Origin of the sequence: Cohnella sp. GCM10012308 (genome assembly GCF_042649185.1) — a bacterium.
Classification (GTDB): domain Bacteria; phylum Bacillota; class Bacilli; order Paenibacillales; family Paenibacillaceae; genus Cohnella.
Genome location: NZ_JBHRYU010000015.1, coordinates 128,428 through 151,027 on the forward strand (window position 1 = coordinate 128,428; position 22,600 = coordinate 151,027).

Below are 22,600 nucleotides of genomic sequence, written 5' to 3' on the forward strand. Positions count from 1 at the left end.
GGACCGGGTAAACGCTCGATAATGAATAAGGGGGCGCTGACGCATTGCGACTGCCTAAGCGTTAGTGGTGAGAATGATGATTGGTAGGGGCTGACGATGCTCTGCGCTGCCTGAACAATGCGAAGCCAACGTAAATCCAAGCAGCGAAGGCGGCTGCTGCGACGGTCAATGATGCGATGGCGTAGCGCTTATAGGTAGGCGAACGATCGAAGTGCGTATGCCCGAGCCGTTTCTCCGCCTCTTTCATCAGCGCGAGCTGAAGCTCAGGGTTATTGCTCATACCGCCCGCGTTCAATCGGAAACCGTTTGTTTGTCCCGGCTTGTTCAGGCCGCTCTTGACGGTCAGCGTCACGTCGATGCCGCGCTTGCGGCAGATCTGCAGCAGCGGATCGGAGAAAGCGCCGTACGGGAAGGCGAGTACGCGATTGTCTTCGCCAAGCTCCTGCTTCAGCACGTCGTTAGCCTGCTTCAGGTCTGCATCCACCCTCTTTTCATACTCGGACTGCGTCTCTCTGCGTCCTTTTTCCTTCAAATATAGTCGGCTGGAGAGGGCGGGCTCCGGGTGCTTGCCTCGCGCGTCCGTCGGCGCGTAATAATGAAGATTGTACGTATGGCTGTAAAAGTCGATGCCGCTGCGGTGCATTTCTTTAACCTGGTCCCAGTTCAGCTTCTCTACGCCAGGCATCTTCGGATTGCCGATCGTGCCTACGATGAGGAAGCTTGCAGCCGGCGCCCCGTACCTCTTCAGCAGCGGATAAGCGTATTTATAAAAGGACGCGTAGCCATCGTCGAACGTCAACAGAACGGCATTTTCGGGCACGGGCCGGTCGCGAAGGATAAAGTCGCGGTACTGACTCATCGTGATCCAGTGAAAATTGTTGTCCTTCATTAGTTGAAGCTGACGCTCGAAGTTGCTTGCGGACAGCGAATGTACGTCCGTCGGATCCGGCGAGACGTCATGATACATGAGCACGATCACGCGATTGCGATAAAAATGTCCGTCGGGTTGCGCATGGCCTGCCTTCAGGCCGGGATAGGGCGAATAATCGGCATTCGCATGTTCCCCAGCGACGACCGCAGTGCCTGCAGCACCGTAGAACGTACGTTGGATATATGGAAATCGGCTATGGTAGGCTTGAACGAAGAATAGACTAAACATGGCGATCGACAGAACCAGGACGACCGACAATGCGAAAAATCGTGCTTTTAAACGCATGGTGCATCTCCTCGCGTAACCGGCCGCTTGCGTGATTGCGCCCGATTGATGGGTACCCGTATAAGACGACAAACCTCGCCGATAAGTTACCGAAAAAAAAGCTTTACTTTTGTTGAACAGGCCTATATAATCTAATTTATCGTCTTGCGGAAGTAACAAGACAAGACAGATATGCGGTCGTGGCGGAATTGGCAGACGCGCTGGATTCAGGTTCCAGTGGGCTAACCCCCCGTGGAGGTTCGAGTCCTCTCGACCGCACCACTTTAACGATGAATAAGCTCTTGAATTGTCCTTGTGACGGTTCAAGAGCTTTTTTGTTTTGTTTATCAGGACGGCTCCATACCGACGCGGGAGGCGATCTACGCGACGGTCCATTCGGTGCCGGTCTCGAGAAGCGCGGCTGCGGTCTGCATTCGAATACGGTTCAAATATTGCAGCGACTTCGTGCGGAGCGCGGCCCTTCGGCTTTGTAGCCTGGTGGGGACAATGCGTCTGGCTAAGTATATCCACCGCAGTACTCTATCCCATTAAGATCATTACGATTTAAAGTTTGAATTCATCAATTGGATTTATTAATTAGTCAATCGCTTCCATGGAGACGTACAATGGAATAAAACCTACTGAAATAATAGGAATATAGGGTGAATAGGAGAGAATCGAAATGGCGGATCGCAGGCAGATCAAGTTCGGCGCGGCGCTCACGGCGTGGGCGGCAATGTGAGCGGGTGGAGACATCCTAAGATTCAATCGGATTCATTTTTTTTCGAAGCCGTTCCCGGCGGGCTGGAAGACTTCGTTGACCTGGTCGTTCCAATCTTGCAGGAGCGCGGCTTGTTCCGCACGGAATACGAGAGCGACACGCTGCGCGGCAATCTCGGCCTGCCCTTCCGGGAAAACCGGTTTGTGAAGGAGAGGGCCGGTATCGGAAGCTGACAAACGAAGGAAAAGGCACTGCGACACCGGCGCTCCAGCAGGCGTATGGGAGAGCGATAACGAACAGGAGGCGTCGCATTGCCCGATTGGAAACACAACATGTATCTGCTTTGGTGCGGCCTGTTTATCAACGGCATGGCGGCCACGCTGTCCACGCCCTTTTACCCATTGTTTCTGCGACAGGATCTTGGCGTAGCTCAGCATGTCGAGACGTGGGCCGGCGCCGCGATCTCGATCAGCTTCCTGGTGAGCGGCTTATGCGCGCCGTTCTGGGGCTCGCTCTCGGATCGCTTCGGCAGCAAGCCGATGCTGATCCGTTCTGGAATCGGGCTTGGTCTCGCTTATTTCGCCAACATCTTCGTCTTCGATCTGATCTCGTTCCTGGCCGTTCGCGTCTTCCAGGGTATCATGGCGGGCTTCTATCCGGCATCCATGACGCTGGTCGGGACCAATACGCCGGAGAAACATGTCGGGTACGCGCTCGGCGTCATGTCGACCTCCACTGCAGCAGGGAGCATCATCGGACCGCTGGCCGGCGGCTTGATCAGTACATGGATCGGACTACGGGGATGCTTCATCCTCTCCGGTGCGCTTATGATCCTATCCGCGTTGGCCGTCATGGGAGTCCGGGAAGCCAATCGACGTCGCGATACAGTCCGAACGACCATTCGGCAAAACTTGCGGCAGGCGGCGAAGACGCCGATGCTGCTTCGTATTTACGGCATCATCGTTGTCGTCACGGTGTCGACCTACATGCTGGAGCCGCTTCTGTCTCTCTATGTCGTCGAACTCGGCGCGGACGAGAGCAATGCGATGCTTAGCTCGGGAATCGCATTTTCCGCGGTCGGATTGGCCACGGTAATGACCGGTGCTTTCTGGGGACGAATGGGCGGGCGCTGGGGCTTGGGGAAAACGCTCATCGTCGGCCTTGTCGGCGGCGGGATCGGAAGCCTGCTGCAGCTGCTTGTTCCCGGCGTCGCGGCCTTCACCGGCCTGCGCTTCGGCTACGGGCTTTTTTATGCGGCCGTCTTCCCGTCGCTGAACGCGCTGATCGTGCGATTCGCCGACAGCGAATTCCGGGGAAGAGCCGTGAGCCTGAGCCAATCGGCGAATATGCTCGGCTTCGTGCTCGGGCCGCTGCTCGGCGGCATCGTGGGCAGCGCCTTTGGCATCTCGCTCGTCTTCGCGTTGACCGGAGGCGTCCTGCTTGGCGCGGCCTGGTTCATCCATGCCAGCGGATTCGATCGGGCTGCGGCCGCGCGGACGGGCAGAGCCGCAGGGGAGCCTGCGAATGCTGCCAATCCAACGTAGCTTCGCAATAAAACAAGGCCAGCCCAATTGTCATGAAAATGACGATTGGGCTATTCGCCAGCAAACATGACCAAGTGGCCGGCCTCAACAGCAGCGCCCAAGAGACGCTGTACAGAGCTACTTTGCGGAACAGCGCCGCCAATCGAGCCCAAGTGACGCTGTACAGAGTTTCTTTGTGGAACAGCGTTGTCAATTGAGCTCAAGAGACGCTGTACAGAGCTACTTTGCGGAACAGCGCCGCCAATCGAGCCCAAGTGACGCTGTACAGAGTTTCTTTGTGGAACAGCGTTGTCAATTGAGCTCAAGAGACGCTGTACAGAGCTACTTTGCGGAACAGCGTTGTCAATCGAACCCTAGAGACGCTGTACAGAGCTACTTTGCGGAACCGCGTCGTCAATCGAACCCAAGAGACGCTGTACAGAGTTACTTTGCGGAACAGCGTTGTCAATTGAGCTCAAGAGACGTTGTACAGAGCTACTTCGCGAAACCGCACCGCCAATCGAGCCTCTTGGGCTTGTATGGCGCATCGTCAGAAGGCAATCAACATTTTAAAGCGGTCGCGCTCGAACGCCCGAGCATTTAGGTTATCCAGCCCCGCATCCGGCGGCATCTTACATTTTAATCGACCCGCTGGAGATGCCTTCGACGAAGTTGCGCATCAGCAGCGAGAACAGCAGCAGCAGCGGAATGGCGGCGAGCAGGTAAGCGGCCATCATGCCGCCGTAGTCGCTGAGACCGTAGTTGCCAGCAGCGGCCTCGAACGCGACGAGCGCCATCGTGACCGTCTGATGGGCGCGATTGAGCAGCAGCGAAGGCAGCAGGTAGTCGTTCCACAGGCCGGTGATATTGATGATAGCGACCGTGGTGCAGATCGGGACGGAGAGCGGCAGCACGATGGTCGAGAAGATGCGGATATTGCCGGCGCCGTCGATGCGGGCCGCCTCGAAAATCTCGTCCGGCAGCTGTTCGAAAAACGTCTTAAGGACAAAAATGCTGAATGCCTGCCCGCCGGCGATATACGGAAGGATTAGCGCCAGATAGCTGTCGCTTAAGCCGAGCTTTTTGATCTGCAAATATAGCGGGATCAGCGTCAGAAAGCCCGGAATCAGCAGCAGGCCGAATACCAGCAGGAACAGCGTGTTTTTGAGCGGGAAGCGAAGCTTGGAAAACGAGTAGGCGCTCATCGCGGAGAAAGCGACGATGGCCACGACGCTGGCCGCAATGATGAGGGACGTATTGTACAGCGACAGGCTGATTTTCTCCCAGGCGACGCTGTAATTGCTCCATTGCAGCGCCTGGGGGAAGGACAGCGTGCTGGAGGCGAATTCGAGCGGCGTCTTGACGGAGTTTTCGAGAATAAAGTAAATGGGCAGCAGGTTGAACACAAGCAGCAGCAGCAGCAACAATTGCCCCGCTCCTGGCAGGCGGAGAGCGCGCATCGGTTGGACCTCCTGTCCTCAGGATTCGGATTTGACCAGCTTCATGTTGACAAGGGTCAACAGCAGGATGATGACGAACATAACGAGCGCGATCGACATGCCGTAGCCGAACTCGCCGTTGACGGTCGAGACGTTGTACATATGCAGAATCGGCACGTAAGTGGAGTAGCCCGGACCGCCGTTCGTCATGATGAGCGGGGGAATGATATTCTGCAGGCTGCCGATCAAGGTCAATATGATAATCAGCCGCAGTTGCGGGAAGGAAGAAGGGATGTCGATCCGCCATACGCGTTTCCAGCCCGTCGCGCCTTCCAGCTTGGCCGCCTCCAACACCTCGGTGGAGATGCTCTGCAGTCCGGAGTAGAAGATGAGGAGATTAAAGGCGCTGATCCACGGGAATCCCATCAAAATGATCGAATAGAGCGCGATATTCGGATTGCCGAGCCAGAGCTGCTGCAGCGAACCGAGTCCGATCAACTCCAGCAGTTGATTAAGGGCGCCGTCTCCCTGGTACAAAAACCGCCACAGCAAAATGGTGACGATGCCGGGAATAACGATCGGTACGACGAACAGCGTCCGGTAAATGTATTGTGCGCGCTCGCGCTTCAGCTGGAAGATCAGCTCCGCGACGAGAAACGGCGGCACGACGGCCAGCACGATCGACAGGACGACCCAGATCAAGGCGTTGATCGTGGATTGCCGCAGCACCTCGTCGCCGATCAGGCGGACGAAGTTGTCCAGTCCGATATAGCGCGGCGCATTGAAGCCGTCCCAATCGGTGAAGGCGCCGATCAGCGCCTGGTATACCGGGTAGTACATAAACCAGATCAGGAAAACAAAAGTCGGCAAAATAAAGGCGTATCCGGTCAGCGCGGTTTTCAGCTTTGCTTTTCCGGTCATGCGGCATTCTTCCTTTCATGGCTTCAGGGGAAGAAAAAAGGGGAGCGCTGTGAAGCGGCGGCCCCCTTTTCTCTGCATCCGCGCAGCGCCTTAGTATTTTCCCAGATCGACGCTGTTTTTGGATTGGTATTCCTTGATTGCCGCGTCCAGCTCTTTTTGCACGTCGGAGGTGGCTTTGGCGAGATCGATGTTGCCGCTCAAGTAGAGGTTGAAGATACGCTGCATATTTTTGCTCAAGTTCGGCGAGGAGTCACCGACGCCGAGCGCCTTCAATTCATTGGACGCCTGGTTGGCGAGCTCGGTCATGCTCTCCGCGGGCTTCGTATCCGGCCAGGTCGGAACGAAGGTGCCGTGCTCGTTGACGATGCGTTCGAGGTTGGCCGGCGTGCCGACGAATTGCAGCCAGTCGATGACGGCGGCTTGCTTGCCGGCTTCCTTCATCGTGGCGTTGGCTTGCTTGGTCGCTACGGCAAATTGGAAGGCTGCGTTGGGACCGCCGACCGCGCCGGAGGCGTCGGTGCCGGTCGTGTAAGGCGTATCCGCCTGCGTCAGCACCGGGAAGTTGAAGGAGCCAAGCTCAAAGCCGACTTTGGCGTCTTTTGCGTTTTCCGGGAGCCAGCTGCCGTCGTAGAATATAGCGGTTTTGCCGGCCAAGAAGTCGTTGCGGGCGTTGTTGCCGACGACGCCGGGTTCGGACGACACATAGTCGGGCTTCCAGTTGTCGGTCAACGTTTTGAACAACGGCCACCACCCCATGAAGCGCGGGTCGGACGTGTTCAGCAGGCCCTTGGCGATCGCGACGCTCTGGTCCAGCGAGGAGACGCCGGGGTTCTGGTCGAAGCCGGCGATTTGCTCGAACTCCTTGTCGTAGAAGTCGGACAGAAAGTGCCGCTGGAACCAGCCGTAGTCCGGCGCTTGCGACATCGCCGCGATGCCGGCGTCCTTCAGCTTCTTGGTCGTCTCGACCAGCTCCGACCAGCTGGACGGCGGCTGGGAGATGCCCGCTTTGGCGAACAAGTCCTTGTTGTAGAAAAACGCGGTCGCGACATAGTCTCCGTTGATGTTGTAGCTCTTGCCGTCCGGAGACTTCGTCTCGTTCACGACGGTGGCGTTCATCGCCTCGCCCCAAGTGGCTTTGCCTGGAATATACGGGTTCGGCTGGCTAAAGTAGGGGGTCAAGTCCTCCGCGATGCCCTTGGGGAACGTGCTGTTCAAATCCCCCCATTGGCCCCAGTAGACGTCGAACAGCTCGCCGGCGGCGGCCTTGACCCGCACCGTTTGCGTATAGTCCTTGAATTCCTCGTCGACGAACGCGATCTTGATGCCGGGATGCGCCGCTTCGTATTCGCCGGCGACATCCTGCAGTGCCGTCTGCTGCTTCAGGCCGGCGATGTTTTTAGAGTTGGGGGTGTAGACCTGGGCGTAAATCGTGATTGTGCCCTTCCAGCCCCCGGCTTCGCCGGAAGCGCTGCCGGCCGTACTGCCGGCGGTACCGCTCGCTGCCGGTGCCGTCGAAGCGGCTTGTCCATCTTCGGCGTTGTTGCCGCCGCATGCGCTGAGCACGAGCCCCAGCGCAACCAAGGCTGCGGAGGTTTTGGCGAAATGGTTCGTCTTCATGGACATCCCCCTCGAATGCTATTGTTTTGAAAGCGCGATCATTCCTGACTTCATCTTAGTTCAGGCCGGCTGCGCTCGGTAGTGGGAGAGATTTTACTTTCGGATGAATTTTTTTACCTTGCCGAGCTCAGTAACCGTGCCGCCTTTTGTACTCGGTGGGGGAGTACGAGGTGTATTCCTTGAATACGCGGTAAAAGTGCTTGAGGTCGGCATAGCCGATCAGCTCGCTGATCTCCTGGAGATTGCGCTCGCCCCCCTCGATCAGCGTCTTGGCCCGCTCCATGCGGCATTCCTTGAGGAACACGACAAAGTTCCTTCCCGTCTCGTATTTGAAGCGGCGGCTGAAATAACTGGCGTTCATGCCGAAGCGGTCGGCGACGGACTGGAGGCTGACGCCATCGGCGAGCGATTCCAATACATATTGCTGAACCTGCTGCAGCAGCGGAGCGTCCCGCTCGCTCTGCTCCTGGGCGATCGTATGGGCGACCTGGCGTAGCAGCGTGCCGATCATGCCCATCAGAGTATCGCGCGTCACCGCCGTCTCTGCCGCCTGCAGCCAGTCCTCCAGCGTCCTGCCGCTGATCGCGTACAGATCCAGATCCATCAGCCGCAGCTGTGCCCCAAGACGCAGCAAATAATGGGTCGTCATCCGGCGCAGCTCGACCGGCATCATCCGGTCGGCGCCGGTCAGCCTTTCGAGGATCGCCAGGGCTTCCTCGGCGTCGCCGAGCAGCAGCTGCGCAAGCGACAGCTCGATCTGCTCCGCCGGGCCTGAGGACAGATTCATTTTTTGGTCGTCGCGCAGCTCAGGCAGCGACAACAGCTGACCGCCGCCGCATACGAGCCTGTAGGTGACGGCTAGCGAGGCGTCGCGATAAGCGCTTGAAGCTGCCGCGAAAGGATGCAGTCCGCTCATGCCGATCGTCGCGTCGCGGCCGAAGCTCTGCCCGATCGCCTGCTTAAGTGCTTCGGCCCGGCCGCGGGCTTCGGAGACGAAGGCGGCATCGCCGGCCGTCCTGCTCATCAGGACGACGACCTGGCCGATATGATCCTGCAGCACATAGCAGTGCGGGTCTCCGGCACACCACTCCTGTACGAACTTGGTCAGCGCATAGCGGAACAGCTCCTCGTCGGAAGGGCGGAATCGCTGCGGCTCGATCCAGTCGGGACTGACGGCAAGGACGATCAGCTCGCGGCCGCCGCGATCGCCGAGCGGCGCGTATCCGGCCTCGACGAGCAGCTGGACCAGCTCCTGATCGTCCTGTCCGAAGAGGAAATGCTGGTAGTAAAGCTTTTCTGCGAACGGCGCGGCTTTTTTGAGCGACAATTGCAGGGCGTCCAGTCTGGCCCGCTCGCTGCGTCCATGATCGATCGCCTGCGCGATCTTGTCCAGCGTCTGCAGCAGTTCGGCGCGATCGAGCGGCTTGGTGATGAAAGCCTCCACGCCATGGTCTATCGCCTGCTTGGCGAGCTGGAACTCCTGATAGGCGGTCAGCAAAATCCGGTGGATATGCGGTGCCTCCGCCGCGATCCGCTCGCAGCATTCGATGCCGGTCAGTCCGGGCATCCGGTAGTCGAGGATGACCAGATCGGGCTGCAGCCGGACGATTTCCCGCATGGCGGCTTCGCCGTCCTCGGCTTCGCCGACGAGCTCCCACTGCGGCGCGAAGCGCTGCAAAATTTTGCGGATGCCTTGACGAATCGAGGATTCGTCATCCGCGATGATAACGCGATACATAGCGTTCGACCTCGCTTTCGCTTGCAATTAGGGGCAGCAGCAGAATAACCTCCGTCCCGTGACCAGGCCGGCTGTCGATGTGCATCGCGTTAGGTAGACCGAAATACAGCTGGATCCGGGCCGCTACGTTGACCAGTCCGATGCTGCCGCCTTCATGCAGCGGCTTCAGCGTCTCCGCGCCGGTCTGTCGCTGCAGCTCCAGCAGGCGGTCGATCGGGATGCCCAGCCCGTCGTCCGCCACCACAATCTTGACGCCGTCGGGCTCGGCCGTGATGCTGACGCTCAGCTTGCCTTTGCCCTGCTTCATCTCCAGTCCGTGGTAGAACGCATTTTCGATCAGAGGCTGCACGAGCAGCCTCGGTATATAACTCGACAAGAGCGCTTCCTCGATGCGAACCGTGATATCGAAGCGTCCGCCGTAGCGATTTTCCTGAATCAAGAAGTAGTTGATCAGATAATCCTTTTCTTCCTGCAGCGTAATGAAGTCGCTGCCGGACTGAAGGGACGACCGGACGAGCTTACCGAGCGCCGTGATCATGTCGACGGTGTCGTCGGCTTCGTCGAGCTCCGCCCTCATTTTAATCGTCTCCAGCGTATTGAAAAGAAAATGGGGATTGATCTGCGATCTTAGCGCCTGCAGCTCGCTTTCCTTGCGTACGATCTCCGCTTGGTACAGATGGCGAATGGTCTCGTCCAGTCTTTTGCTCATTCGAATGAAGCTGCGGATCAACTGCCCGAGCTCGTTGCGCGGCGGGTTGTCGTATTCGATCTGGAAGTCTTCGCGCTCGACACGCTTGATAAGCGAGATCAGCCGATAGATGGGTTTGGTCATGCTGTAGGAAATGCCCGTGGATACCGCCAGAGCGATCGCGATACAGACGAGTCCGATCAGCAGCATGGAGTTGCGGACCGACGCGATGCCGGATACGATGCGGGATACGGGGACGTAGCCGACGACGGTCCACCCCATCTTGCCGACGGGATGCTGGACGACGATCGTTTTCCGTTTGTCCAGGTCGATGATCTGCGGTCCGGCGCTGCCGGCTTGAAGACCTGAGACGTAAGCCAGCAGCTCGGGCTTCACCGGATCGTCGGCGTACACGACCTGCTTGTCCTCGTCCATTACGAAAAAGGATCCGTTTTTCTCGCTGTTGACGCGGCTCACGATGCGCTCAATGTCCTCCAGGGTAAAATCGACCTGAAAATAACCGGCGGTTTTCAGCAGGGTGGTGGCGTAATAGATTCTGCGGATCAGGGAGAAGACCTGGAGCGGTTCGCCGTTTTGGACGAGCTGATTGGCTTCGGGCCTGTGAAGGCTCATGGTGGTCACGATTGCGTCGGAGCCGTCGAAGGCCTCGTACCACGGCATTTGCTCAATGGAAAGGCCGGGCTGAAAGCTGAGGCTGTAAATGCGTCTTGCGCCTTCGCCCGGCTTGCTGAAGTAAGTAATATTTTCGATGCTGCCCCGCTGCGACTGCCAGAAGCTGAAGTTTTGTTCGAGCGTCTGCTTGATATCTTTGTTCGTCTGCTCCTCGTTCGATAACGGAATCGTCAGCATATCCTGCAGTTCGCGATTGAAGTAGGGCATAAGCGTGAACTGCTCAAGCTCGCGGATGTACATCTCGATATTCGACGACGTGCTCACGGCGACTTGCTGTACGAAATCGCTTACCTTATTCTCCATGGCCTGGCTGTAAAGCCGGTAGGCGCCCAGACCGAGCACGGACATGGGAAGCACGATGAAGATGACGTAGGTCAGCACCAGCTTCTGCTTGAACGCCAATATTCTCTTCAATGCGCTCCCCGTCCTTTCGTTCGATGGCGCTTCTACCGCCCTGCGATAGTTGTATGTTATAGGGGAATGGTCCAAATCTCAATAGGCGCGAACAATCCGTAGGACAGCAAGTCGTAATTGTCCGCCGGCGGCGGCCCCTCGAGCGGCGAGCGCTTCCAGGCGCCTGGCCAGGCCGTATTGCGCAGTTTGGCGGCGTCGAGATGCGGTCCCAGCAGATTGCGGAAGGTGCCGCTGATCCGGCAATCGAGCGTGTGGGCGGCGCCCGGACGCACGAGGGAGGTCAGCTCCAGCTCGTCGCCTCGCTCCAAGCCCAGCAGACCGGCTTGCTTGCCGTCCAACCGCGCGGAGAGTACGGCGCCATTCCAGGACGGCGCGGTCAAAAAGACGCGCCCGGCCTCTGAAGGAAGGGTGAACGTATAGCGGTAGCGCACGGCGTCCGAGTAGAATGGGTAGCCCTGGTCCAGCCATGCACCCTGTCCGATCGGCCTGCCAGCCTCCAGCCGCCAGCCGCCCTGCGGATTCGGCGCGACCGTGAACTGTCCGAACAGATAAAGCGGCTCCAGCTCCATCCAGATCGAGAACGGCCGGCCCTCCAGCCGAATCGTGTTGCGCCCCGGCTGCAGCGTATGCGTAATGTCGACGGCCCCCATATGGCGGTCCAGCCGCGAGGTACCCGGGGCGGCTTCGACAGGGACGCCGTTGACGGAGATCCGATAGCAAGCGGGCCGCTCCAGCTCAAGACGCACCGGACCGATCTCGTCCGGACTGTCGACGTGGAAGTGATAATCGGCAGTTATTCCGCTCCGCTCGTCGAAGGCGTCATTGCGGTCCAATAGCCGCCGCTTGAACTGGACGGCATTGTCCCACGGATTGTTGTCGAAGCCGTGATGCTCGAATGCGAATCGGGCTGCGTGAACCGTATGCATGCCGAGATACTGCTTGGTGCCGGCGTACAGGTCGCAGTGGAGAATCGGGAGCACATTGTCCCGCTCCGGCACGATTTCCGGCGCGGACAGCGCGACCGGCAAGCGCGTCGGTGCGGCAGTTTGGCGCGGAGGCGCTTGCGGCGCACCGTGCGCCGTGTCCGGCGGCGTGTTTGCGTTCCCCGTGCTTACGGTCTCCGTGTTTGCGTTCCGGATGCCCCTGGATCCCGCCAGGTCCGCGATGTCGCCGTCGGCCGCAACGTTCGCAAAGCCAAACGCGTCGTCTTCTTGCGCCGTATCCTCAAAGACGCGCAGCAGCATCGATCCCGATGCGTTCAGCGACAACGCGATCGTCAAGCGGCCGTCGTCGTCCGGCGACAATCCGAGCGCTGTCGCCGTGCCGTCCAGCGGAGTCCACATTTCGGCCCGCCGGCCGCGCAGCGTCGCCTCGCCGTCGAAGCGGGTGCTGCGGGAGTTGGCTATAAAGTATACGGATGAGCCGTCGCCCAACTCTCGGCGCAGATGCGCGATTCCGCTCGGCGGCGCCGATTCTTCGCTCGCGAGACGGATGCGCGGCGCTGCGAAGGCCGACAGCAGCGCGAGCTGTCCCGCCGGATCTGCCGCCGAATGCCAGCCGGGATGGCGGGCGAGCTCCGCAGCGTCCTCGCAGCGTGCGCCGTCGACCCGTTCCGGCGCCCGGCCCGCCGCAACGACGATGCCGCCGTCTTCCAGGAATCGGCGCAGAAGCGCGACGGTCGAAGCCTTCATGTGCGTCATTGCCGCGGGGACGATGACGATCTCGTAGCGGCCTTGTCCCACGCGAAGGCTGGACGCCTCGACGTCGGCATGTCCCTCCATGATGTATTCGTCGCACAGATCGTAGTCCCATTGCCCGTCGGATAACGATTGCACGAGCTCCAACATGTCGACGATGCCTTGCTGGTAGACGGAATCCCCGTCGACAGCCTCGGCCGTCACGACGAAGCTGGACGTCGTCGGGTTGAGCAGGGCGATCCGGTTGACCGTCCGTCCCTGGGACAGCGCGTATGACAGCCGGCCGAAATAGTCGTTCAGCTGCGTATATTCGTCCCACCAGGGCTGGCGCCAATCGAACGACTGGGGGTGGTCCCGCTTTCTCGCGCCGACGATCGTGCCGTAGGTCAGATGCTGGTTAAGGAAGTTAATGCCGTGCACGTACAGCCAGTCGCCGATTCGCTTGTAGTCCTCGAACGAAGAGTCCCAGCCGCCGGCGCCGTAAGCCTCGCACAGCACCCGCTCCTTGCCGAACTGATTGGCTGCGCTGTGCGCCTCGCGCACGGTCAACAGCGCCGCGGGATCGTTGTAAGCGCCCTGCGCGCGCTGCGAGTCGCCCGGCGGTGCGAACGGCAAGAACGTGGTGCTTGCCGCGTCGGCGCGGAGCAGCTTGGTCTCGAGCAGGTCGATGGCCGGCCAATGCATGTACGCGTAGAGCGACATGACGGCCGGGGACGTGCGGTGAAACGGATGAGGCCATTGATGCTCGATGTAGTGACCCGTATAGGCGATGCCGTTCGCTTCGCACCACTCGGAGATCGGTCGCACCGAGTTATTCACCCAGAGCTCGCGGATCGTTTCAAAATAATCGAACCGCACCTTCGGCGCATCGACGGCGGGCGCTGCCTCGCCGCCTATCGCGGCATCGCGGAACAAATAGGGCAAATAATCGCGTAGATCGTAGCCGTTGCGTCGCTCGAACTCGCCCGCGAACCAGAAGGAGAACGGCAGCGGCGAGCCGTGCTCGAACAAATTGCCGGGCGAGATCTCGGGCTCGTCGGTGAACAGCGCGGGGATCAGCGAGCCGAACCGGTCGCCGAAGCGCTCGCGATACGCCTCGTGCGTGACGGCGAGAAAGCGCGCCGTCACCTCCGGCCGCAGCAGGTCCGCATAGGCGAAGCCGCCGAGCCAGTTGTTGGTCATCGGCGTTCCGAGCTCGAATACCCAGAAGCGGTCGCCGTGCGCTTGCCAATCCATCATCGGCAGCAGCGTGACGTCGCGCACGATCTCCCAGGCCGGCATCCGGTCGGGCGTCGACCGCACCGCAAACGCCTTGATCGGGTGGCCGGGACGGTTCAGCATCGGCGACGAATTTTCCAGCTTGCGCGCGACCTCGTCGGGACCGTATTCGTGGAACAGCACGGAGTTGGCGAGACAGTCGGGCAGCTCAGAAGGTACATGTCCGCCGGCGAAGCCGGAGGGATAGGAATTTTCGTCGTAAATGTACAGCTTCAGGCCTAGCAGGGACGCTTCCTCGAGCGCCTCGCCCCAGCGTTCGAACCACGTCTCCGACAAATATTCGGTCATCAGTCCGGGACGCGGGTGGACAAAGGCGCCGCCAAAGCCGTGCGATGCGAGCTCGCGCAGCTGGAAGCGAATCGCTTCGGGCTCCATGTCATCGTTCCAAACCCAGAGCGGGGCGGGGCGGTAGATGGCGGCGGGATCGGCGAAGCCCGCCCGGAGCTTATCGGCTGGTGCAGAAGATATGGCGGATGAAGCAGATGTAATCATGCGGATGCAACCTCCTTGGCTATGTTCCAGCCCAGTTTACCCTGCGGAATGCCGGCTGTCTTTGCAGCCGCGCCGGGAATGAGGTGCATTTTTGACAGGTGATGCTTTATAATACGCCCATAACGGGAAGGAGCGCCGCGGATGCAACCGACAAAAGGAGTACAGCCGATCGACCTGGCGTCGATCCGGCCGATCGTTCACTTCGCCGAGCGCGCCGTGCAGGAGCCGGCTTTCGTCTGGGGGCCGCGCGTCATCCCCGATTGCCAGCTGCTCTTCGTACTGTTCGGACGCGTGGAGCTAACGCTTGGCCGGCATCGTTATTCGCTGTCTCAGGGCAGCTGCGCCTACTACGGCGGCGGAAGTCCGCACCGCATCGAGACGGCGGCGAACGAGCCGACTGGCTTCTACAGCATTCATTTCGACTGGGACGGCGGAACGCCCGTCTCCGTGCATCCCGCGTCCGCCATACGCGCGTGCGACGAAGCGGAGCGCGATGAGCCGCCGGTCGAATACAGGATCGACGCCGGCGAGGGCCGCCCGCCGCTCGCGCTGGCGCATGTGCTGCACGCGCCCGAGCTCGAGCCGCTGTTCCGGCCGATCGTCGACGAATACCGGGAGCAGCGTCCGGGCTGCGAGGCCGCGATGCGCGGCAATATGACAGCGCTGTTGGTCGCGCTTGTGCGGCGGCAGCTGCAAGAGCGCCCCGATCCGTCCGCGAGGCGTATCGCGCCCGCGCTTGCGGCGATTGCCCGCGAACCGGCGCGCAGCTTGTCGAGCCGGGAGCTGGCGCAGTTATGCGGCTACCATCCGACGTACTTTGCCGAGATTTTCAGAGAGGCGACGGGGCTTGGTCCCAAGGAATATACAAGGCGCGAGCGCATCGCGCGGGCCAAGCGGCTGCTGCTGACGGGGGAGCGGATAACCGACATCGCGGAGTCGCTCGGCTACGGAGACGTGCATTATTTCTCGCGGAGCTTCCGCGAGGCGACGGGCTTGTCGCCGTCGGCGTTCCGCCTGCGACCCGAGCCTGAGCTGCAGGATGGACTGGCGCAGCGCGACGAAACCTGGCGGTGAAAGCCCGGCCTCGGGTTAGGAGTAGTAGGCGGCTATGGTGTATTCGCAGTTAGACAAGCGCGTTATCGGCATGCCGGTGCTTTTCGGAAGTGTGACGGATCAAAAGCCTGCATTTGTACATGTATTTTCTATCGACTCGCCACCTTTGATGAAATGTCTGCAAATGTGCAGGTAAATTCACGGTACATGCCGGAAAACTGGCTGATTGAGGAAAATACCTGCATTTTCGCATCTTTTTGATCCTTCGGGGGCGATACCGGCAAAAAAAGATGTATATCTGCAGGCTTTGCGGCGAAAGAACGACGCGGGCGACGATCGGCCAATCTATCGAAGCGGCCCATCGGGGCGGCCCATCTGAGCCCATCGAAGCCCCATCGAAGCCCTATCGAAGCCCCATCGAAGCCCCATCGAAGCCCCATCGAAGCCCCATCGAAGCCCCATCGAAGCCCCACATGGGCCCAACCGGAGCCCTATCGAAGCCCTATCGAAGCCCCATCGAAGCCCCACATGGGGCCACCGGAGCCCTATCGAAGCCCCATCGAAGCCCCGTTGAAGCCCCATCGAAGCCTCATCGAAGCCTCATCGAAGCCTCATCGAAGCCTCATCGAAGCCTCATCGAAGCCCCATCGAAGCCCCGTTGAAGCCCCATCGAAGCCCCATCGAAGCCCCATCGAAGCCCCATCGAAGCCTCATCGAAGCCTTATCGAAGCACCGTCGGAGCCCCACTGAAGCCTCATCGAAGCCTCATCGAAGCCTCATCGAAGCCCCATCGGAATCTCGCCGAAGCCCAGCGGATCCCTCCCATCTGAGCCGCATCGGAGCAGCCCGGCGGAGCGGCTAACGGATGAATCGTCGATAACCATTTTTTCTGATGGCACGGAAACGGAAGAAATCGAGAGTAAAGGAAGGTTTGGAGCGGAAAAGCGGAGGCGAAGCGGAATAAATGGGCCGATTCGGATGAACAGAAGGAAAATTGGCGGTTGAGATATGCTCGTTCAATTAATTATCATAATGATATTATTAAAATGATAATATAATAAACGGAGGTATTCTCCATGTTCGGATTCCGATTCGTCAAGTTCCAGCCCAGCGAGTACGTGATGAAGGTGCGCAGCGGCAAGGTCGTCAAAGAAGGGCTCGGGCTGTCTTTTTACTACTATGCGCCCGCAACGACGGCCGTGGTCATGCCCGTATCGTCAACCGAGGCGCCGTTCATGTTCGAGGAGATCACCCGGGATTTCCAGAGCGTGACGGTCCAGGGGCAGCTAACGTTCCGGATCGCGGACTTCCGGCAAACGTCCCGCATGCTGGATTACACGTACAATTTGCGCAAAAAGACGTATTTGTCCGACGATCCGGCCAAGCTCGGCCAACGCGTCATCGGATTGGTCAAGGTACTTGTCAAGCGTCATCTCGAGCGAATGCCGCTGCGGGACGCGATACAGTCCGGCGATCGGCTGGCCGCCGCCATTCGCGAGGAACTAGGGGCAAGTCCGGAGCTGGCGAAGCTGGGCATCGAAGCGATGGGCGCTTCGATCTTGGCGGTGCTGCCGAACAAGGAGACGATGCGGGCGCTGGAGGCGCAGGCCAGAGAGGAAATTCTGCGTCGAGCCGACGAAGCGGTGTACGAGCGGCGCAACGCCTCGATCGAGCAAGAGCGGATCGTGCGCGAGAACGAGCTCAGCACGGAGATCGCCGTCGAAGCCAAAAAGAAGCAAATCCGCGAGAGCCAGCTGGCTGCGGAGCGTCTCGTTCAGCAGAAGCGAAACGAGATGCAGCAGGAGCAGCTGCAGTTCGATACGGCGTACGAGGAAGAGCGCAAGACGCTGCTCGAGCGCTCGGCCGGCAACAGGCAGTCCGAGGCGGATGCGAAGGCCTACGAGCTCACCGCAGTCATGAATGCGCTTGGCGGCGCGGATAACCAGGTGCTGCAGTCGCTGACCCGCGCGGGCATGAATCCGGGCCAGTTGATCGCGATCGCCTTTCAGGATCTGGCCGGTCAGGCGGACAAGATCGGGCAGTTGAATATAACGCCCGATCTGCTGCAAGGCTTGCTTCAAGGCGGCGAGGCGAAGGTGGCAGGCAGGAAGGAGAGATAATCGATGGGCGAAGCGAGAGCTATTCGGCTGGTGCTCGTCAAGCGGCGCACGCGTCTTGAGGAGCTGATCGTCAGGTACAATTCCGTCCGGCAGGCGCAGTTCGTCATCGAATCGATGGGCGAGGACTTTTCCGACTACTTGGCCGAAGACGAAGTCTATCGCGGCGCGCTCGCAAGGACCCGGCAAGCTCTGAGCGAATTGGGCATCGTGCAGCTGCTGGATCGGACCTACGTTCCCAATTATTTGTTCGGACCTTCCGATACGGTCGTGGCGCTTGGCCAGGATGGATTAGTGGCGGGTACGCTGAAGTATCTGGACGGCCAGCCGCTCATCGGCGTCAATCCGGATCCGCGGCGCTGGGACGGGATTCTTCTTCCGTTTCAAGTGGGCGACGTGCCGAAAATCGTAACGGATACCGCCGCCGGGCGGCGCCTGGTGCGGGAGGTGACGCTGGCGAAGGCGGTGCTGTGCGACGGACAGACGCTATACGCCGTCAACGATTTTTACGTCGGACGCAGGACGCATGTATCGGCCCGCTACCGGATCGCCGCGGGCGGACGGGAAGAGCAGCAATCGTCGAGTGGCATCATCGTATCGACGGGCGTAGGCGCCACTGGGTGGCTCAAGAGCGTGCTGGCGGGAGCGACGGGTATCGCGAGGCAAGCCGGAATCGCCGGAGGCGGACTTGCAGTCGAACGAGCGGATGTCGATGCCCAGCGGCTTGAATGGGAAAGCGACTGGCTCCGGTTCGCGGTCCGGGAGCCGTTTCCGAGCCGGACAACCGGTACCGGGCTCGTGTATGGCCGCATCGAGCGCGGTCAAGCGCTCGAAGTGGTGTCGCAGATGCCCGAGGACGGCGTCATCTTCAGTGACGGCGTCGAAGAAGATTACCTGGAATTCCGTTCGGGACTACGGGCGTCGATAGGCGTAGCGGAGAAGAAGGGGCGACTGGTCGTATAGGCCTATGCTGACGCTAATCGTTCAAGTCGCGTTCTCCGATAAATAGGCTATATGAAGCGATAGAGGTGACGCGGGCGTGGCGGTATTTTTGGTCAACCATGTGCAGGCCGGCATGAAGGTCGGCATCGACATATTCTCGGACAGCGGGATCAAGCTCCTGGCCAAGGGCACGACGATTACGGAGCAGCATATTCAGATGCTGCGGAGCCATAAGATCCGGGAGATCGATATCGACGGCGAAGCGCCCGGGGGAGACTACGATTCGGACAAATCCCGTCAGATGGATCCTGCCCAACGGGCGCTTGAAGAGAAAGCGAAACTCAGGCAGCTGATGAAGCATATTCCGTTATTTTCGAGCCTGGCACCCGAGCATATCGCGCTGCTCGCCGACCGGATGGAAAAGCGGGAGCAGGACGCCCAGACGATTTTGTTCAGGGAGAACGATCCGGGAGATTCGTTTTTTATCGTCCTGTCGGGGACGGTCAAGATCTACAGGACGAGCCCGGAAGGCGAAGAGAAAATATTGGCCGTGTTCAACGCGGGAGACAGCTTCGGCGAGCTGTCGCTGATCGACGGGAAGCCGCGTTCCGCGACGGCCCAGACGCTCGATAACGCCGAGCTGGTCGTGATGTCCCGGGAGCATTTCCTGGATATGCTAAAAAGCCACTTCGATCTGAATCTCGTCATCATGGCCGAGATCGTGCAGCGCATGCGCGATACCAACGACCAGGTATCCGACCTCATGTTCTTCGACGTACGAACGAGGGTGATCAAGAGCATGGTCAAGCTGGCGAACCGGTTCGGCGAGCGGAGCGATCATACGATCGTCGTCCAGATGCCGCTCGACAGGCACGAGCTGTCTCAAATGGCAGGCGTAACGATCAAGGAGCTGAACGAGGTGCTCTACGACCTCGAGGACCGGCAGCTCGTCAAAATGTACGCGAGCTACTTCGAGCTGAATCTCATCAAGCTGCGTTCGCTGCTTCGTTAATATATATAAGGGAATACATACGGAAATACGCATACGGACCGCGGCCTGGCATGAGCGAGGCTTGTGCGGTCTTTCTTTTTGCGGGCGATTTAAGAAATATTTAATATCCGTCCCCCGGATTGTTTAAAATGTTTGTCCTATGCTGTAGTCCGGGAATAAAAGGGGGACGGAAAAATGAAATCGCGATTGCTGCTTCTGCTGCTCATCGTCGGATTCGTAGCGGCCGCCATCGAGCACAAGGCCGATCTCGTTCGCGCGGCGGACGCGATTCTGGGCCATCCGCCCAAGACGCAGGCTGAACGACCCGAGTCCGCGGATGCCGGCACGGCCCCGGACTCCATATCCGCCGGTGCTGCCGGCCAAGAAGCCGAAGAAGCAGGTCAGCCCGCCGGTACCGCGCCGAGCGAAGAGGACGCGGCCGCAAGCAAGGGCCTGGTACTCGCAGCCGACCGCCTGCACAGTACCCATGCCATTCTCGTCCGCTTGGACGACGGGCATGTGCTAATGGACAAAAATATCGAGGAACGGGTCTATCCTGCCTCGCTCACGAAGATCATGACGGCGATCGTCGCTATCGAGCGCATTCCCGATCTTAAGAAAACCGCGAAGCTCGATCCGGACATGTTCGAGACGCTGCGCAAGCAGAACGCCTCGATGGCGGGCTTTCTCCCGGGCGAGCGCGTGAGCGGGACCGACCTGCTGTACGGCGCGATGCTCCCTTCGGGCGCGGACGGCAGCGTCGGGCTCGCGATGCGCGTCGCCGGCTCGGAGGCGAAGTTCGCGGCGCTCATGAACGCCAAGGCCAAAGCGCTCGGCATGACGGGTACGCACTTCGTCAACGCGACGGGACTGCACGATCCCAAGCATTATTCGACGGTCAAGGATCTGTCCCTATTGCTCGCTTATGCGCTGAAAAACGAGACGTTCCGCGAGGTGTTCACCGCCTCGCGGCACGCGACGGAGCCGACGGACCTGCATCCGGACGGCATCACGCTGCGCAGCTCGATGTTCAAGGAGCTCGGCGAGTCCGGCCTCGACGGCGCGGAGATTCTGGGCGGCAAGACCGGCTACACCGAGAAGGCAGGACTATGTCTCGCCAGCCTGGGCCGGTTGGACGGCAAAGAGTATATTCTCGTCACGACCGGCGCCGCCGGAGATCGCAAAACGACGGCGGCATACGACATCGCGGATGCGGTCAGCGTCTATAGCGAATTAGGCAACGCGCTATAGGATCCGCTACAATGTAGGTTGTGAAGGAGCGCGATAATACATGAACCCCACCACCATATTGATCGCGGACGACGAAAAGGAAATCGCGGATCTGATATCGCTGCATCTGCAGAAGGAAGGCTACCGGATCCTGCTCGCGCACGACGGCAAAGAAGCGGTCCGCGCCATCGAGACGCAAGCGATCGATCTCGCGGTCCTGGATATCATGATGCCCGAGCTAGACGGGTTCGAGGTCGTGAGGCAGATTCGCGAGCGGCATCGGCTGCCCGTTCTTTTCGTGAGCGCCAAGACTTCGGATTTTGACAAAATTTCGGGCCTCGTCATAGGGGCGGACGATTATATGACCAAGCCGTTTAATCCGATGGAGCTGGTCGCGCGCGTGCAGGCGCTGCTGCGGCGTTCGACGCGGCTCAATCAAGCGAGGGCGGACGAGCCCCATGCGATCGAATCGGGCGGACTCGCCATCGTGCCGGATCAGCGCCGCGTCACCATCTACGGCGACCCGGTCGAGCTGACGCCCAAGGAATTCGACATTTTATGCCTGCTCGCGAGCCACCCGCGCAAGGTTTTCGGCGTCGAGCAGATTTTCCAGCAGGTGTGGGGCGAAGCCTACTACGAGGTCGGCAACAACACGGTCATGGTCCATATCCGGACGCTGCGCAAGAAGCTGGGCGAGGACAAAAACAAAGACAAGTGGATCAAGACGATCTGGGGAGTGGGATATACGTTTAATGGTTAGCGGCATCAGCTTTCGGTCGAAAATGATCCTGCTGCTCGGACTCAGCTTGCTGACGTCCGGCATCATCACGTATCTCGCCTATCGGGCCTTGCAGTCTTATTATCGCCAGAATGCTTATTATGGCGATTCTTTGAACGCGTTCCGCAACATTATGCGCAGCATCGGCGATATCAACGTGTTTTTGATCATCTTTATCCCGTTGTCCGTGCTGTTTTTCTTTTTGTACACCAAGCCCTACGCCACGTACTTCAACCGGATATCGAGCGGCATCCACCGCTTGGCCGTCGGCGATTTCGACACGCCTGTCCGCATCTCCTCGCAGGACGAGTTCCAGACGATCGCGGAGGACATCAATATGGCGAGCGACAAGCTCCGCCAGGCGATCGCGCGCGGGGACTTCGCCGAGACGAGCAAGGACCAGCTGGTGCTCAATCTTGCGCACGACCTGCGTACGCCGCTCACTTCCGTCATCGGCTACCTGAATTACATTTTGCAGGCAGGGGACCTGAGCGACGAACAGATCCGGCATTTTACGGCGATTGCTTATACGAAGTCCCAGCGGCTCGAGAAGCTGATCGACGAGCTGTTCGAGATCACGCGGATGAATTACGGCATGCTGCCGGTCAAGCGCGAGCCGATCAATCTCGGCGAGCTGCTCGTCCAGCTGGGCGAGGAACTGTTCCCGATCTTCGAGAAAAACGGGCTGACGCTCCGCTCGGAAGTGATCACCGACCTGAACATTCAGGGAGACGGGGAGCTGCTCGCGCGCGTATTCGAAAATCTGCTCAGCAACGCCGCCCGCTACGGGGCAGACGGGCGCTACATCGACGTTCGCGGCGAATGGGACGACGGGGAGGCGGTCATTCGCGTCGACAATTACGGCGACCGCATACCCGAGGAGGAGCTGCCGCATTTGTTCGAGATGTTCTTCACGGGCGACCGCGCGCGCGTGCAGCGCGAGGGGGGCACGGGCATCGGGCTCTATATCGTCAAAAACATCGTGGAGCGGCATGGCGGCACGGTTCAGGCGGAGAGCGGAGCGGTACTGACGCGGTTTACGGTGCGGCTGCCGGTGACGTGAGCGGATTACG

General features: G+C 59.7%; 16 protein-coding genes, 1 tRNA gene and 1 pseudogene. 11 read left to right on the forward strand and 7 right to left on the reverse strand.

All coding sequences use genetic code 11. From position 1 onward, the window contains the following. Window positions 1-61: 61 nt before the first annotated feature. Complete coding sequence (locus tag ACFOTD_RS17575) at window positions 62-1,216, reverse strand: polysaccharide deacetylase family protein (RefSeq protein ID WP_378120992.1); 1,155 nt, start codon at window positions 1,214-1,216, stop codon at window positions 62-64. 173 nt (window positions 1,217-1,389) lie between these two features. Between ACFOTD_RS17575 and ACFOTD_RS17580 the strand changes: the two genes are divergently transcribed. The 4 genes and pseudogenes from ACFOTD_RS17580 to ACFOTD_RS17595 all read left to right on the forward strand — a co-directional run bounded on the left by ACFOTD_RS17580 (window position 1,390) and on the right by ACFOTD_RS17595 (window position 4,043). After that, window positions 1,390-1,477, forward strand: a tRNA-Leu gene (locus ACFOTD_RS17580). A gap of 507 nt (window positions 1,478-1,984) precedes the next feature. Continuing rightward, window positions 1,985-2,149: pseudogene (locus ACFOTD_RS17585) on the forward strand (LLM class flavin-dependent oxidoreductase); the annotation flags it as partial. Window positions 2,150-2,227: 78 nt separating this feature from the next. Further along, complete coding sequence (locus ACFOTD_RS17590) at window positions 2,228-3,460, forward strand: MFS transporter (protein WP_378120994.1); 1,233 nt, start codon at window positions 2,228-2,230, stop codon at window positions 3,458-3,460. A gap of 175 nt (window positions 3,461-3,635) precedes the next feature. After that, window positions 3,636-4,043, forward strand: a complete 408-nt coding sequence (locus ACFOTD_RS17595; RefSeq protein WP_378120995.1) for a thiovarsolin family RiPP — start codon at window positions 3,636-3,638, stop codon at window positions 4,041-4,043. Window positions 4,044-4,071: 28 nt separating this feature from the next. On the opposite strand, the gene ACFOTD_RS17600 is transcribed toward ACFOTD_RS17595, so the two are convergent. The 6 genes from ACFOTD_RS17600 to ACFOTD_RS17625 form a co-directional block, all read right to left on the reverse strand. Next, window positions 4,072-4,899 (reverse strand): carbohydrate ABC transporter permease, encoded by an 828-nt coding sequence (locus ACFOTD_RS17600; protein WP_378120997.1) that lies wholly within the window; start codon window positions 4,897-4,899, stop codon window positions 4,072-4,074. An 18-nt stretch (window positions 4,900-4,917) separates the two neighbouring features. Continuing rightward, on the reverse strand, window positions 4,918-5,799 hold the full coding sequence (locus ACFOTD_RS17605) for a carbohydrate ABC transporter permease (RefSeq protein ID WP_378120999.1): 882 nt from the start codon (window positions 5,797-5,799) through the stop codon (window positions 4,918-4,920). A 90-nt stretch (window positions 5,800-5,889) separates the two neighbouring features. Then, window positions 5,890-7,416 (reverse strand): ABC transporter substrate-binding protein, encoded by a 1,527-nt coding sequence (locus ACFOTD_RS17610; protein ID WP_378121001.1) that lies wholly within the window; start codon window positions 7,414-7,416, stop codon window positions 5,890-5,892. Between the two features lie 127 nt (window positions 7,417-7,543). Next, complete coding sequence (locus ACFOTD_RS17615; protein ID WP_378121003.1) at window positions 7,544-9,154, reverse strand: response regulator; 1,611 nt, start codon at window positions 9,152-9,154, stop codon at window positions 7,544-7,546. Then, complete coding sequence (locus ACFOTD_RS17620) at window positions 9,129-10,949, reverse strand: sensor histidine kinase (protein WP_378121005.1); 1,821 nt, start codon at window positions 10,947-10,949, stop codon at window positions 9,129-9,131. Before ACFOTD_RS17620 ends, ACFOTD_RS17615 begins: the two co-directional genes overlap by 26 nt. 56 nt (window positions 10,950-11,005) lie before the next feature. Further along, a complete protein-coding gene (locus ACFOTD_RS17625; protein WP_378121007.1) occupies window positions 11,006-14,416 on the reverse strand; it encodes a glycosyl hydrolase in 3,411 nt (1,136 codons plus the stop codon). A gap of 141 nt (window positions 14,417-14,557) precedes the next feature. Here ACFOTD_RS17625 and ACFOTD_RS17630 point away from each other — a divergent pair, with 141 nt between their 5' ends. From ACFOTD_RS17630 to ACFOTD_RS17660, 7 genes are all read left to right on the forward strand, one after another. Continuing rightward, on the forward strand, window positions 14,558-15,490 hold the full coding sequence (locus ACFOTD_RS17630) for a helix-turn-helix transcriptional regulator (protein WP_378121009.1): 933 nt from the start codon (window positions 14,558-14,560) through the stop codon (window positions 15,488-15,490). Window positions 15,491-16,545: 1,055 nt separating this feature from the next. Further along, window positions 16,546-17,589 carry an SPFH domain-containing protein gene (locus ACFOTD_RS17635; protein ID WP_378121010.1) on the forward strand — a complete coding sequence of 348 codons (1,044 nt, stop codon included), beginning with the start codon at window positions 16,546-16,548 and terminating at the stop codon, window positions 17,587-17,589. Window positions 17,590-17,592: 3 nt separating this feature from the next. Then, a complete protein-coding gene (locus ACFOTD_RS17640; protein ID WP_378121012.1) occupies window positions 17,593-18,549 on the forward strand; it encodes a diacylglycerol kinase catalytic domain-containing protein in 957 nt (318 codons plus the stop codon). 76 nt (window positions 18,550-18,625) lie between these two features. After that, the gene (locus ACFOTD_RS17645; protein WP_378121014.1) at window positions 18,626-19,540 is read left to right on the forward strand and encodes a Crp/Fnr family transcriptional regulator; all 915 of its coding nucleotides are present in this window, start codon (window positions 18,626-18,628) and stop codon (window positions 19,538-19,540) included. Window positions 19,541-19,714: 174 nt separating this feature from the next. Then, the gene (locus ACFOTD_RS17650) at window positions 19,715-20,770 is read left to right on the forward strand and encodes a D-alanyl-D-alanine carboxypeptidase family protein (RefSeq protein WP_378121016.1); all 1,056 of its coding nucleotides are present in this window, start codon (window positions 19,715-19,717) and stop codon (window positions 20,768-20,770) included. Between the two features lie 40 nt (window positions 20,771-20,810). Beyond that, the gene (locus tag ACFOTD_RS17655) at window positions 20,811-21,509 is read left to right on the forward strand and encodes a response regulator transcription factor (protein WP_378121018.1); all 699 of its coding nucleotides are present in this window, start codon (window positions 20,811-20,813) and stop codon (window positions 21,507-21,509) included. After that, window positions 21,502-22,590 carry a HAMP domain-containing sensor histidine kinase gene (locus tag ACFOTD_RS17660; protein ID WP_378121020.1) on the forward strand — a complete coding sequence of 363 codons (1,089 nt, stop codon included), beginning with the start codon at window positions 21,502-21,504 and terminating at the stop codon, window positions 22,588-22,590. The genes ACFOTD_RS17655 and ACFOTD_RS17660 overlap by 8 nt, the downstream gene beginning before the upstream one ends. The last annotated feature ends 10 nt before the right edge of the window (window positions 22,591-22,600 follow it).